This is a genomic window from Psychrobacter sp. M13 (genome assembly GCF_030718935.1).
GTDB classification, from domain to species: Bacteria; Pseudomonadota; Gammaproteobacteria; order Pseudomonadales; family Moraxellaceae; genus Psychrobacter; species Psychrobacter immobilis_G.
This window is the reverse complement of sequence record NZ_CP132194.1, coordinates 2,594,047-2,607,709: the sequence shown is the minus strand read 5'-3', so window position 1 is coordinate 2,607,709 and position 13,663 is coordinate 2,594,047. Positions and strand designations below refer to the sequence as shown.

Below are 13,663 nucleotides of genomic sequence, written 5' to 3'. Positions count from 1 at the left end.
TATTGATTGTGAGTATCTTATGGACCAGATCATCAAGCATTCGTTTGAAGCAGTCAGCCTATTGACGACTGATAAAGGTATGTTGGCGGTGACAATGATTCCTGCTATGGGTCAACCTGCTTGGGTTATTCCTAGCAGTTTGATTCTGAATATTGAGGAGGAGCAAGAACGAGTTTGGACTTATCTATGGCAACGACAAGAAATAGCCGTTTTTCACCTGTTACCGCAAAAACAAGACGTTGATAAAATTATTATCTTAGAAGGTAATACTATTAATCATCGTATAGCTCTGCAAACGGCAGGTGAGTTGCGCCAAGCGAAGCTGCGCATCTCTGAAGTCAAAGATATAGAGCTACCTAAAAAATACCAGCATCAGCCTGTCTTAACCGCTGAATATAATAAGCATCAAGCAAAGAAATCTAGTAAAGCTCAGTCTAAGGATGACTCTGATAATAAAAGCACTCAACAACCTTTAAATGAAAACGAAGTATCCTCTTATCTGTACCAAATGGTACTAATCGACAATGTTGAGTACTTGATACCAGATTTGGACAAAATAGCGCATCATTTGATTGATTTGAACGGTTCGAGATAATCTTGAATACTATTCTATTTACTATATAATCCGTTTGGTCAAATGAGTATTTATATAAGTTAGGTTTAGCGCACAAGAAGGTAGATAATGAATAGCACCAATATACGCTCAAATAAATGGCCCCTTAGCAGTCAAGTATTTCATTGGATTAGTGCCCTGTTATTATTAGTGACTTGGCTATTGATGCTGCTATATCAGTATACGGATACTAAGCTATATATTAGTCTACATAAGGCTTTTGGCATCAGTGTACTGTGTTGGATGATAGCACGAGTCCTCAACCGTTTATTAACTAGAGCGCCTGCACCTGTTGTTATGCCCAAGTGGCAACTATTGATATCGCAGTTAAATCATTTTGTACTTTATGCGATCTTGATTGCTATGCCCATAGCTGGACTACTGATGTCCGTTTATGGCGGGCGACCAGTAGATATTTTTGGACTGTTCGAAATACCAGTCTTTGTGACCCCTGATCGTAGTTTAGCGCGTCTTTTTAATGATATTCATACCGATATTATTTGGCCGATGATTATAGCTTTTACACTACTACATGTTGGCGCGGCGCTGTATCATCAATTTATCTTAAAAGATAAGCTGATCAATCGTATGAAGTAGATTTCAATATAATTGAGCTTAATAACTATAAGCACAAATAAAAATAGCCGCATAAAAAAGCCCCAAATACTATCATTATTGATTATAGTATTTGGGGCTTTTGCTATTGATAATCGGTTTTATAGCTTAGCGATTTCATCAGATTACTTTTTATGTTCAGGTAAGCTGATGTTCATCTCTAACACATCGAGAGCATCCTCAGAACGATGGTTTATATTGACATCATCAATTTGTACGCCATTAATATACTTATTGACGACTTCTAGTATTTCACGTTTCATTTTTTCGATACGATCGGCTGTTAAGCGATTGTTTAAGCGGTTTTCGCTAGCCACAATTACCTTGAGACGCTCAGTCGCCATATTAGCGCTACCAGAGCTACGATCATCAGTACCAAATAAATTACTCCAAAACCCTTTTTTCTTGCTCATTATTAACCTCCAAACCAACGCTGTAGTAGACTCTTTTTCTTTATATCAATATGACGCAGTGGTCGCTCTTCACCCAAAAAACGCGCAACAATATCGTCATAACACTGTCCAGCTACTGAGTCGGTATAATGAATAACAGGCTCACCGTGGTTTGAAGCTTCTAGCACCGAATGACTCTCAGGTATCACTCCTAATAACGGCACTTTTAAGATGTCATTAGAGATAGTGTCAATACTCATCATCTCATTAGCAGCAGCACGCTCCGCATTATAGCGCGTTATAATAAGATGCTCGCGAATAGATCCTTGGTCTTCTTCAACCTTTTTGGTGCGGCTTTGCAAAATCCCTATGATACGATCCGAGTCGCGCACAGATGAGATCTCAGGATTAGTGACGATAATAGCTTCATCAGCGTGATACATAGCCAGCTGCGCGCCGCGCTCAATACCAGCAGGCGAATCACAAATAATATAATCGAACTGTTTTGACAGCTCAGCCATCACCTCAGATACGCCTTCATCTGTTAGTGCATCTTTATCACGAGTTTGACTGGCAGGAAGAATATATAAATTATCTAAACGCTTATCTTTGACTAGTGCTTGTGACAGGCGAGCATTACCAGTGATAACGTCAACAAAATCATAAACAATACGATTCTCACAGCCCATGATCAAATCTAGATTACGTAGACCTACATCAAAATCGATAACCACTGTCTTATAGCCTCGTAACGCCAGTCCTGCGGCAAAAGAAGCACTAGTGGTGGTTTTACCCACACCACCTTTACCTGAAGTGATTACAACAATCTTCGCCACAATGGCACACTCCTATCAATCAATGAGATTTTTATTAAATAAAACAACATAAGTATCTGTAAACTGATGAATCTACTAACAATACCTATCAGTACATTTGTTGTCTGCGAGCGTAAGCCTAGCATATATATCTATAAATTTATAGCCAGTCATTAACAAACATCAGCAATCAGAACGAATACGTTATTGAGCAATACTTTTTGGTACAACCTACTACCGAGAGTGTATATGATGGACCAATTAATAAATTATAGTAGCATAGTCTTGTTGATTAAACTTACTTCAACATTAAGCAAGGCATAAATATAAATATTAGCAATAAGACTGATAAATAATAGAGCCATTAATCAGCTACACATCTTCCATAACTTTAAACACTAAGCCTTCACCTTCAATAAAGCGTACTTGTACGGCTTTATCGATAATGCCTTCGGGTAAATTATCACGCAGACAGTAAGTACCTGCGACTGATACTAGTGAAGGGTTAAAAACTTGGCAAAATATACGTGCGTCTTTATCACCCGTAGCGCCTGCTACTAGTCGCCCCTGTGCGCGACCATAGACGTGTAGACTATTATCGGTAATGGCCTCAGCGCCACTATTAATACTATTGGTTAGTATTAAATCGCCACCGACATGATTGAGACTTTGACCAGAGCGCAGCATTTGATCATAGATAAGGCTGGTGATTTGCTCAGTACTGATTATAGTTTCAGAAGAAGTAGCTATAGCAGGACTAGCGTTTGAATCTTCGTTTGCACCTGCCTGAATATTAGCACTGTTGTTAGCACTGATACTGTTATCGTTATCAGAGCTGTGAGCCTCTTTAGAATTAGCCGTATTACTTTGTAATTGTACTGCTGACTTTTGAGTAGATATGATGCGCTCAATACGTTTGCCATCACCTGGAAAGATAGCCAAGCGTTGGATGCGAGCTTGATCTTCTAATAAGCCTTTTACTACGCCGATAGGCTGTAGACCCCAAGACCACAAGAGCTCTGTTAGGGCGGGCAGATCTTGCTCAATATCGCTATCGATAATCACTGGCATATTGCTGGTCTTATTACTGAGCATAGTGGCCAGCTGAGCATCGATAGCATGAAGATCATTAGTGATTAACTGTATGCGCGAAAAGGTCAGCATCTTGCCAAAAAAAGCCATGGCAGGTGGTGATTGATCATTTGTTGCCGAATTTGTCATGGTAGTAATCCTTAAAAATACGGGTAATGCTAGAGTTGCTTTATTTATCTTGTCATCAAAGGGTAGGGTATAGAGTATTAAAATCTCAACATATCATGATGCTTCCATTGCTGTACTTTTATTTGCGCTTCAAATTCGGTCAAGCTATCGGCAATAATACTAGCGATTAAGGTATCAAGCTCAGTATTGTTAATGTCCATATAAGCGATGCTATGGGCTACAGTCTTGAGTAGGGTATCGATAAGCTCAGGATCTAGTAAGCGCTCATTTAGCGAGTAGACGACGTTCTCACCGACGCTATGACCGATTTGTTGTAGTTGCGATTCGATCAAGCTGCCAGCAATAGGGATGAGCCTTAGCAATCGGTGTAGCTCAGGAGTATTGGCTATGCCATCTTCAATCGCCAGGCCAACCTCATTGGCAATCAAAGCACCACCAGCTGATTTGCCAGATAGCTTTTGCAGCTGCGGCGCCAGTTCTGTCTGCAACAGTGATAGTAATACCGCTTCCATATCATCGCGATTACGATCGACTAGCTTTTGAATCAGCGATTTTTGCATTGCTGAGTCGGTTAGCTGCTCTTTATAGTTATGAATAGTCGTCAAAATGACACGATCGGACAGCTCTTCTAGTAGAATATTAATATAAAACTTTATGCGATTGATCCATGGCTGCGGCAATACTTGATAGCCCAGCTGATGTAGCCGTCGACCTATCACTACTGCCCGAAACAGACGTAGCGCCCGTAGCTGCGGAAAGCAGCCCAATACTTCATACCAATGAATAAAGGGGAAGAAAAACCAACGATAATAGATTTGATCCTTTATAGCAATAGCCCAGCGTAGTAAGAGCTCCAAGATCAAAAATATAGTAAAAAACCCGCCAGCGGTACGCAGAGGTATATGCAAAGTATCTTGATACCAGCTCAAAGTATTGCTAAGCGTAAGCCAGCGAGTCACTTCACTACTAAAGTTGCTCATCAATATAGCATCAATACTGATCAAGAGCAGATCAATACTAATAGCGATGAGCATAACAATATCATAAGTGAGCTTAAGGCGGCTCGGTCTTGGTTTATTAGGGCGCTGGGGACTTAGACCCGCATTGGATGGACCAGTAGCTGGTGAATCGGCTGACTGCGTAGAGGCATTTGATATAGAAGCATTAGACGCAAGCTTTGCATCTATTAAAGAGGCGTTAGAAGAGGCGGGCACAGTCATACCTTTTATTAATTAAAGCTTACTATTGCAGTAGCGTCATCCTATGAACAGATAACTTTGCTGCAATAATAACGTTACAAAAGCAGATATGCTAGCGCTGATAGCGTAATTCGTGATGAAAACGCTCAAACATAGCTTGATTTGGACGCTAGGGCGTGTTGAAAACGCCCTAGAGAACTATGCTTTGGGTAACGGTTCAAATTCAGCACGCATAGTGCTGATGAGCTGATCCTTTTGCTGCCAAATGCCAGCTAACCAATCAAACAACTCTTCTTTGATAGTATCATCATGCTCAAAGCTACCTTCTTCGATACTAGTAAATAAGTCTTTTGGCATCTCAATATGGCGCACATCTACGCCTAAGCGCTTGATGTTACCTTTCCACAAATCACTATAAGTCGGTATGCCATCAGGATAGACAATAGTCATATCCAAAATACCATCAATCTCTGAACCCAAAGCGTTGATCGCCAATGCCAAGCCGCCAGCGCGTGGGTTCAATAAATGGGTGTAGGGCGACTTTTGTTTATCATGCTTAAGAGGGGTAAAGCGGGTCCCTTCCAAATAGTTAAGCAGAGTAAAGGGCTTGTTCTTTAATAGCGCACAGGCACGTTTGGCCTCGATAATATCTTTGCCCTTTAAGGCAGGGTTTTTGGCGACCTGTTCTTTTGAGTGTCGACGCATCATAGGAAAGTCTAAAAAGTAAAAGGCTTGCCCAACGACGGGAATGTAAATCAGCTCAAACTTGGTAAAAAACCGTGTTAAAGGCAAGCGCTTTGCACTGATATACTGCACGATACTAGTATCTACCCAAGATTGATGATTACTGATTAATAGATATTTGCCATCGGGATGAACATCATCGGGCAAATTGATCCGCCAGTCTTTATCTAATAACATGTCATCTATCATGGTATTGTTCGTAGCGATCCAACGATTGGTTACTTTGATAACTTGATCGTCAGCGGTTTGCGAGCCAGTAATGACTTTGGCTGCGCCCATAACCCATATCGGAAGGCCCGCTCTAAAACTACTACCCGTAATGACGGTTGCTGCTGTCACTAAGGAGGCGGCCTTGCCAAGTTTAGGCGCTCGTTTATGCAGCTTTTGAATAGTGGAAGCCAAACTCATATAAAATCCTTGTATGACGAAGTCAGTTTATTCAAAGTATTTTTGAGATAAAAATTAATCTCTGTATAAAACGCTATAAGCTATTAATGCTATCAATATTATTCAAGCTATAAATTACTAAAGTGATTTTAGCAGAAATAAAAAGCATAGTTAGCTTATAAACGTAACTTATACTGGCACAGACTATTTACTAATATAGCTTATTATTAGCAAACATTTTTTTATTAATACATGGTTTACTTGGTATTAGTAGGATATCGTATACGCTATATACAGAGTTATGACAAAATATTACACATAGTTAGATTGAGCTTGCCATAATAATGACGGATATAAAGCATATTAGCAGTAGCTCTAGTCGCTACCACCTGTTATTAATATACAGTTGTTAATAACAAGTGGTAACTAATAACAAGTAGTATAGAGTCATCAAAATTTATAAAGTTCACTTCAAAATTAAGAGGAAAAATTATGCGTAATCAACTTATGGTTGTAGCAGTAGCATCAGGTTTAGCTTTGAGCGGTTGTACTACTGATCCTAATACAGGACAGCAGCGCTTAAACAAAACAGCATTAGGTACTCTAGCGGGTGCAGCTGGCGGCGCTGTAATATCTAAAGCGACTGGTGGTGACAAAACTGGCCGTGATGCGGCAATTGGTGCTGCATTAGGTGCTGGTGTTGGTCTGTATATGGAGCGTCAAGCCAAGCAGCTTGAGCAGCAAATGGCAGGTACAGGTGTTACGGTTACACCAAATGCTAATGGTAACATTGACTTAGTTATGCCAGGCAACATTACTTTTTCATTCGATGATGCGACTCTTAATGCATCATTTAGACCAACGCTTAGTAAGCTTGCGCAGACTATGAATCAGTATAATCAAAATACAGTCACTATCGCAGGTCATACCGATAGTAAAGGTGCTGCGTCATATAACCAAGGTCTATCACGTGATCGTGCTTATGCAGTCGCGAATTATCTAACGGCTAATGGTGTTCCAGCTAATCGTATCAATGTCGTTGCTTATGGCGAGTCACGTCCAGTTGCTAGTAACGATAGCGAATATGGCCGTCAACAAAACCGTCGTGTTGAATTGACTATCAATGCACCAAGTAGCGTAAACTAATTTAGAATAATTTTAACATAGCTTATTTAGATAAAAAGAGGCCAACTTAATATTGGTCTTTTTTTTGTCCTTTTTTTATGAGAATTTTATATGTTAATGATTAGCAGTATTATCAATCATTAATATATAGTTGATAATCGTTATCAATATCATTATAATTCACAGCACTGAGATTTAATGAATGTTGTGACATTGAGACCTATCAATGCTTTTGAGGCTATATATGACAATTTCTACCGTAACTAATATCGCAACTAAGAGCAAGCTTATCCCGAGTGCTTTGGCAGCCGCGCTTGCTGGTACACTATTATTAGCAGGTTGTACTAAGCAGACAGAGGATACTACAGCAGCTGAGACGACTATAGAGAGTGCAGCACCAACACCGAATGCTGAGCAGGCGAATATCGATAGGTTATTGATCAGCTATGCAGATATGGCTCATCATGCTTATAAGGATTCTCTTGATACCGCGAAGCTATTGCAAACGGCAGTCAATACTTATGTAGATACACCAAACGAAGCTAATCTAGAAGCAGCAAAAGCGGCCTATAAGGCGGCACGTCTGCCTTATTCACAAACTGAAGTTTTCCGTTTTGATGAAGGTTTTGTCGTAGCCAATGATAAGCGTGCGCTAAATAGTATCGATGCGTGGGAAGGTCAAGTTAATGCGTGGCCACTTGATGAGGCGCTGATCGACTATGTAAGTGATAGCTATGAAGGGGAGTATAATAGCCAGGACAATATCATTAATAGTGATAGCCTTAGTGTCGGTAGCTTAAAGCAAGATACCAGTAAGATCACCCCTGAATTATTAATTGAGATGAATGAGATAGGTGGTAGTGAAGCGAATGTCACTACGGGCTATCATGCGATAGAGTTTTTATTATGGGGTCAGGACATTAATGGCGTTGGCGAAGGAGCGGGTATTCGCCCTGTTAGTGATTATCTAACCGCTGATGGTCAATGTACTAGCGGTGATACTACTAATACTGACGCTAGCATTTGCGAGCGCCGTGGCCAATATATAAAAGCTGCGACTCAGCTACTAGTCGATGATCTAACCGCAATGGAGGCCGAGTGGCAGCCTGAGAGTGTCGATACTTTGCGTAGCGATATGATTGCGCGTAGAGATGGCAATGCTGTACGTCAGGTTATGTATCAAATGGGCAGTTTAGCTTTAGGTGAGCTGGCCTCTCAGCGTATGCAAGTGGCCTTTGTCACAGGATCAACTGAAGATGAACACGATTGCTTTAGTGATTTGACCCATTTAAGCTACGCTAATAATGCACGCGGCATCCAAAATATTTTTAATGGTAATTATAAAACCGTCGCTGGCAAGTCGATTGGTGGTTACGGCATCAAGCAATATCTAATAGACACTGAGCACAAAGACGCTGCGGATAAACTAACAGCTGACTTTGAGCGAGTAGATAATGCTTTTAACGTCATTGTCGATAAAGGTGAAAATCAAGGTATCAAAGTCGATCAAATGATCGCTACTGTATCTCAAGCTAGCAAATATAATATCTCATCTGAAGAGCAAAACAAGCGTCGAGGCTGGATTGAGAACGGTATTAATAGTCTGCAAGAGCTGACATCTGGTATCGAAACCGCAGCTAGCGCTATTGGTATCGATAATTTAGATGCTGATGCAGGTTCATAGTTCTAAGTTTATATTTAAGCTTATAATAATGGATTGGCACTGTAAGCTCGTAGTATTACGACTGTGTCGCTCATTAGCTGACGTGCCTAGCGAGTCGTTATTAGTTAATGAGAATGGTTTTCATAATCCATTTATTTAAGTATAATAAACACGTTGCTGATGGTGATTAGCAGCGTGTTTTGGTTTACGTTTTAATAGCTCTATATTTGGGCTCAGGTTATAGATATGAATATAATAAAAGCGCTACCATCAGTTTTTATTCACAAGTCTACCAAGCAAGATTTTAGCTATTATAAGTCCCAACTCTTATCTAACCATCGTCAAACAAATACCTCAAAGCCGTTTTTTACACAGACTACCAAACTCTCTTTAACCCTATCATTCGCGCTCGCGATTAGTGCTTGCCAACCTAGTCATGTTGCTGATAACTCATCTGTCACCACTGAGCGCGCACAAACCGTTGAAAGCTTAGCGGGCGTATCGATGCAGCATCTGGCGACTTTTGATCCGCAAGAGATCAAGCAAGGTGGCGATACAGGCGTAACTATTACTAGCGCTGAGAGTTACTCTAAGCCTTCATCGAACCTGACGGCTTTACGCAAAGGTGACTTTTTTGTTGGTAATGCCTTTTTTAAACAACCTTGGGTGATCGCGCCTGCCAGTACCGATAGCCGTGATGGTCTTGGCGCATTGTTCAATGTTGCCGCTTGCCAGTCCTGCCATATCAAAGATGGGCGTGGTCATGCACCAATGACTAGTAGCGACGATGCGGACAGTTTACTGATACGTTTGGCGATGCCTGCAAGTACTGATGAAGAGCGGAAACAACTTGCACAGTCGATGATAGAAAAAGTCGTGCATCCTATGTATGGCGGTCAGCTGCAAGATCGCGGCATTCAAGGTGTGCCCGCTGAGGCGCGTATCTCGGTACAGTGGACGGACAAGCCCGTTACTTTTGCTGATGGTCATATCGAGACTTTACGCGCGCCTACTTTTACACTGACTGATCCAGGTTATGGCGCGTTTGATGATGAGCTAATGGTCTCACCACGCATTGCGCTGCCGATGATTGGGCTAGGTTTACTCGATCAGATACCTGATGCGGATATTAAGAAGCAAGCGGTCAGTGTCGATAACAGCGCTAGTAAAGACACCACGGCTATTAGTGGCAAATTTAACTGGGTGCTTGACCCACAAACGGGCAAGACATCATTAGGGCGTTTTGGCTGGAAAGCAGGGCAAACTAAGCTCGTCACGCAAAATCAAAGCGCTTTTAATGAAGATATGGGACTAACATCCAATATTCGACCGATCGAATCTTGTACGCCGTTGCAAACGGCTTGTCTAAACGCAACTACAGGCGCTGATGAACAAGGCAATGGTAAGCCGCCTGTTGAAGTCAGCGATGAAGTGGTCAAGTTCGTTGAGTTTTATACCCGTAACTTAGCCGTTCCGAACCGCCGCGATGCTGATAGTGAGCAGGTGCTTGCTGGCAAAAAGCACTTTTATGATATGGGCTGTCAAAGCTGTCATACACCACGCTATCAGTTGCCAAAAACCGACGATGATCATCTTGAGCAGCATGGACAAGTGATTTATCCTTATACCGATTTATTGTTGCACGATATGGGTGATGATCTAGCCGATCGGACTATCGCTGGTAAATTGCCGTCAAAAGACGCACAAGTTGAATTCTTGGCCAACTCTTATGAATGGCGCACTCCAGCGTTATGGGGTATAGGGCTGGCGCAGACCGTCGATTCACAAGCAACATTTTTGCATGATGGTCGTGCTCGTACACTTATAGAAGCAGTACTATGGCATGGCGGTGAGGCAAAAGCCCAGCAGCAAAAGGTACTCCAGTTAGATGAGCAAGGCCGTGCTGAGCTAAACGCATTTTTACAATCATTATAAGCGTATAGCTAAAGTTATCCGCTTTAGCTATTAACAAATAGAACCATTAAGCCACTATCAGGCTAATACAGAGAACATTATGAAAAAGAATCACGCCCTAATGATGGCATTATCGGCACTGAGTGCGGGAATACTAATCAGCTGCGTAAAGCCTGTTGATGAAAATCAGAGCGCTGACGTTGAGAGCCAAGTAGTCGCGCCTGATACCGCCATAAATGAGACGATAACTGATGATCAAGCTATCGCTATCACTCCTGTAGATATCAGCGCTGATACGCAAAAGAGCTATTTAACCCATGTAGCGGATAATATTGTCATACCAGCGTATGCGAATGCGGCTAAGCAAAGCACTCTGCTCCATGAGTTAGCACAAAAGCACTGTCAAGGCACAGCGGTCAGCGGTGATGAGCTGCAAGCACTGCGTGATCAATGGCTAGTATTAGCCCAAGCTTGGGCAGTAGCTGAGATGGTTAACTTCGGTCCAGCAACCGAAAGCATGAGCAATCTATATATTAATTATTATCCTGATGAGCGCGGACTCATTCATAGTGGCGTTGCAGATCTGATAGCCGCTAATCCTAATCTGACACCAGCGCAACTACAAGGTGAGAGTGCTATTGTACAAGGAGTGCCAGGATTAGAAGAAGCGCTTTATGCTAAGGATAGTCTAGATGCAGCTCAGTGCGCTTATGTGATCAGTGCCAGTAGCGCACTAAGCGACCGCTTAAGTACCATCACAACAGACTGGCAGAATAATGCAACAACGCTATTAGCAATCAATAAAACAGCAACGGGTGACCAAGGTCTAAATCAATGGATTAACTCCTTACTGTCACTGCTTGAAATCATGAAGACCAATGCTATCGATCAGCCATTAGGACTGACGGGTAAAGCTAAAGGTCATGTGCCAGCGTCTACAGCAGGGCAGAGCCGAGCTATTATTAATGCTAAGATTGCCACGCTCAATAAAGCGCTAACTGACCCTGTATTAACTGCAATCTTGAGTACGAACCAAGACAGTAACGTCGGTAATGAGTTATCAACGGCACTTAGTGACACCACAACGTTACTGGCGCAAATGCCAGAGGATATTGCTACTGCTGACAAAGCAGCACAGCAGGATCTGTTTGATCATTTAACGACAGTGACGCGCCTGATGAAAAGACAGTTGATACCTGCTCTAGGTTTACGAGTAGGTTTTAATAGTAACGATGGTGATTGATTTAGGGTGGATAACTGGCAACTGTAGGCTAAGCAACGATAGGCTGGGCAATCTGACACAAGAGGTGCTGATAATGAGTGAAAATAAGACGTCTAAAAAACAATTAGCAGTACATTCTAATGTCTTAAAAACGGCGATAGGTACGGTTTTTGGGACAGCTACCTTAGTCTGCATTCATCATCGCTATCGCAGACAACAGCAAGCGGACGCGCGCTTGCAAGATTATTTAACAGGCTTGCGTTATCAGCTGCGCTCTTTAGCAGTATCACCAGACTTAACCCTTAACCGTTTACAACACACCTATCAGCAAGCGGTATCGAGCTACAAAAACTACCCTAAAGATAGCTTAGCTACGCTAAATCGTTCAAGCGATCATTATGATATAGCTAAGCGACATACTACTGTGATGCTAGCACGTCCAATTTGCTGGGTAAGTGGCGTATCATCGATGCCAAAGCCTATGAGCTCAACCCTTGCCAAAGTATCTATCAGTGAGAAATCAATTAGTCCAGAGCGCAACAGCGAGCCTTGTTGCGGCGTCGTCGGTATCGATGCCGATCGGCAAATCGTTTGGCAGACCACGATGCCTGAGCGCGTGCATGATATTGTTGTGCAGCCGAATGCTAGCCAATGTAGCGATAGCGAAAACCGTGATGTGATAGTGATGGGTCGTCGTCCAAGCGAGAGTTTTTGGGTATTAGATACGGCTACTGGACAAGTAAAACACGCGATAAAAGCGGCAGCGGATCGACACTTTTATGGTCATGCTTGTTATAGCTTAGACGGATCACAGCTATATGTGACCGAAAATGATACCGTCACTCTAAACGGCAAAATCGGTATTTATGATGTTAATGATAGCTGTCAAAAAGTAGCAGAGTTTGACTCATACGGTATCGGTCCGCATGAGCTGCTTATGCATCCTAATAGTGAGACTTTGATAATCGCTAATGGCGGTATAAAGACCGAGCAAGCGTCACGCGATGAGCTAAATTTAGATAGTATGCGTCCGTCACTGGTCTATCTTAATCGCCATAACGGTGAGCTGTTGGAACAGATTATCCCTGAGCATAATCAGATGAGTATTCGTCATTTAGCCATGCATGATGATGGTACAGTAATGATCGGCATTCAGTTCCAAGGGGAGCGGCATATCAATGTGCCGCTAGTATTGACTCACTCGCGCGGTGATAGCGAGTTTAAGCCACTCATTATGCCGAACAATCAATGGCAGCGCTTTCATCAGTATATCGCCAGTGTCGCAGTCGATAGCGAGAAAAATCAGCTTTGTGTCACCACACCTATCGGTGGCTGCGCGGCGATTTACGATCTAACCACGCGCAAATTAATCGATGCGGTAAATCTCCCTGATTGCGCAGGGGCTTCAATTTTGACCAATAGCGCTACTACTAGTGCCATTTTCAACACTAGTGCCAACGGCAGTGCTAATGATGAGAATTATACCAATGACATAAGTTCAGGCTTTATCGTTAGTGATGGGCAAGGCCAGTTAACCACCTTACGGACCAAAAGTATGGCGTTAGATGATAGCGCAGACGAGGAAGTGTCTGGTCGAATTATCCAAAATAGTCAGCATCATAAGATGTCTTTTGATAATCACTTGCAAGCGCTTTGATAGTAGACCTTTATGAGCCTTTGTAGGGTGCGCCCAGCGCACCAATTTCTCATTACAACCTAATCAACCATGCGCATAGTACATCTATACTCACTT

12 protein-coding genes are annotated in these 13,663 nt (G+C 42.2%); 7 read left to right on the top strand and 5 right to left on the bottom strand.

All coding sequences use genetic code 11. From position 1 onward, the window contains the following. The first annotated feature begins 19 nt into the window (after window positions 1-19). Complete coding sequence (locus Q9G97_RS11020) at window positions 20-595, top strand: hypothetical protein (RefSeq protein WP_305898854.1); 576 nt, start codon at window positions 20-22, stop codon at window positions 593-595. 87 nt (window positions 596-682) lie between these two features. Then, window positions 683-1,210 (top strand): cytochrome b, encoded by a 528-nt coding sequence (locus Q9G97_RS11015; protein ID WP_305898853.1) that lies wholly within the window; start codon window positions 683-685, stop codon window positions 1,208-1,210. Between the two features lie 143 nt (window positions 1,211-1,353). Here the strand turns inward: Q9G97_RS11015 and minE are convergent, their stop codons facing one another. The 5 genes from minE to Q9G97_RS10990 all read right to left on the bottom strand — a co-directional run bounded on the left by minE (window position 1,354) and on the right by Q9G97_RS10990 (window position 6,007). Further along, on the bottom strand, window positions 1,354-1,641 hold the full coding sequence (gene minE, locus Q9G97_RS11010) for a cell division topological specificity factor MinE (protein WP_201570095.1): 288 nt from the start codon (window positions 1,639-1,641) through the stop codon (window positions 1,354-1,356). Between the two features lie 2 nt (window positions 1,642-1,643). Continuing rightward, window positions 1,644-2,456, bottom strand: a complete 813-nt coding sequence (gene minD / locus Q9G97_RS11005; protein ID WP_201570094.1) for a septum site-determining protein MinD — start codon at window positions 2,454-2,456, stop codon at window positions 1,644-1,646. A gap of 351 nt (window positions 2,457-2,807) precedes the next feature. Next, window positions 2,808-3,656 carry a septum site-determining protein MinC gene (gene minC / locus Q9G97_RS11000; RefSeq protein WP_305898852.1) on the bottom strand — a complete coding sequence of 283 codons (849 nt, stop codon included), beginning with the start codon at window positions 3,654-3,656 and terminating at the stop codon, window positions 2,808-2,810. 77 nt (window positions 3,657-3,733) lie between these two features. Further along, window positions 3,734-4,876 carry a hypothetical protein gene (locus Q9G97_RS10995; RefSeq protein WP_371747884.1) on the bottom strand — a complete coding sequence of 381 codons (1,143 nt, stop codon included), beginning with the start codon at window positions 4,874-4,876 and terminating at the stop codon, window positions 3,734-3,736. Between the two features lie 177 nt (window positions 4,877-5,053). Further along, a complete protein-coding gene (locus tag Q9G97_RS10990; RefSeq protein ID WP_305898850.1) occupies window positions 5,054-6,007 on the bottom strand; it encodes an acyltransferase in 954 nt (317 codons plus the stop codon). A gap of 471 nt (window positions 6,008-6,478) precedes the next feature. Here Q9G97_RS10990 and Q9G97_RS10985 point away from each other — a divergent pair, with 471 nt between their 5' ends. From Q9G97_RS10985 to Q9G97_RS10965, 5 genes are all read left to right on the top strand, one after another. Further along, window positions 6,479-7,132 (top strand): OmpA family protein, encoded by a 654-nt coding sequence (locus tag Q9G97_RS10985; RefSeq protein ID WP_305898849.1) that lies wholly within the window; start codon window positions 6,479-6,481, stop codon window positions 7,130-7,132. 223 nt (window positions 7,133-7,355) lie between these two features. Continuing rightward, entirely contained in the window at window positions 7,356-8,795 is a 1,440-nt protein-coding gene (locus Q9G97_RS10980) for an imelysin family protein (protein ID WP_305898848.1), read from the top strand. A 225-nt stretch (window positions 8,796-9,020) separates the two neighbouring features. Next, window positions 9,021-10,709: a di-heme oxidoredictase family protein gene (locus tag Q9G97_RS10975; RefSeq protein ID WP_305898847.1), complete on the top strand. Its 1,689-nt coding sequence runs from the start codon at window positions 9,021-9,023 to the stop codon at window positions 10,707-10,709. A gap of 79 nt (window positions 10,710-10,788) precedes the next feature. Beyond that, on the top strand, window positions 10,789-11,931 hold the full coding sequence (locus Q9G97_RS10970; RefSeq protein WP_305898846.1) for an imelysin family protein: 1,143 nt from the start codon (window positions 10,789-10,791) through the stop codon (window positions 11,929-11,931). A gap of 73 nt (window positions 11,932-12,004) precedes the next feature. Further along, entirely contained in the window at window positions 12,005-13,567 is a 1,563-nt protein-coding gene (locus Q9G97_RS10965; protein WP_305898845.1) for a DUF1513 domain-containing protein, read from the top strand. Window positions 13,568-13,663 lie beyond the last annotated feature (96 nt).

Bases quoted from the DNA above. Each gene is read 5' to 3' on its own strand.
- Q9G97_RS10980 (WP_305898848.1), top strand. From the start codon at position 7,356: ATGACAATTTCTACCGTAACTAATATCGCAACTAAGAGCAAGCTTATC.
- minE (WP_201570095.1), bottom strand. From the start codon at position 1,641: ATGAGCAAGAAAAAAGGGTTTTGGAGTAATTTATTTGGTACTGATGAT.
- Q9G97_RS10990 (WP_305898850.1), bottom strand. From the start codon at position 6,007: ATGAGTTTGGCTTCCACTATTCAAAAGCTGCATAAACGAGCGCCTAAA.
- Q9G97_RS10965 (WP_305898845.1), top strand. From the start codon at position 12,005: ATGAGTGAAAATAAGACGTCTAAAAAACAATTAGCAGTACATTCTAAT.
- Q9G97_RS10995 (WP_371747884.1), bottom strand. From the start codon at position 4,876: ATGACTGTGCCCGCCTCTTCTAACGCCTCTTTAATAGATGCAAAGCTT.
- Q9G97_RS10985 (WP_305898849.1), top strand. From the start codon at position 6,479: ATGCGTAATCAACTTATGGTTGTAGCAGTAGCATCAGGTTTAGCTTTG.
- Q9G97_RS11020 (WP_305898854.1), top strand. From the start codon at position 20: ATGGACCAGATCATCAAGCATTCGTTTGAAGCAGTCAGCCTATTGACG.
- Q9G97_RS10975 (WP_305898847.1), top strand. From the start codon at position 9,021: ATGAATATAATAAAAGCGCTACCATCAGTTTTTATTCACAAGTCTACC.
- minC (WP_305898852.1), bottom strand. From the start codon at position 3,656: ATGACAAATTCGGCAACAAATGATCAATCACCACCTGCCATGGCTTTT.
- Q9G97_RS10970 (WP_305898846.1), top strand. From the start codon at position 10,789: ATGAAAAAGAATCACGCCCTAATGATGGCATTATCGGCACTGAGTGCG.
- Q9G97_RS11015 (WP_305898853.1), top strand. From the start codon at position 683: ATGAATAGCACCAATATACGCTCAAATAAATGGCCCCTTAGCAGTCAA.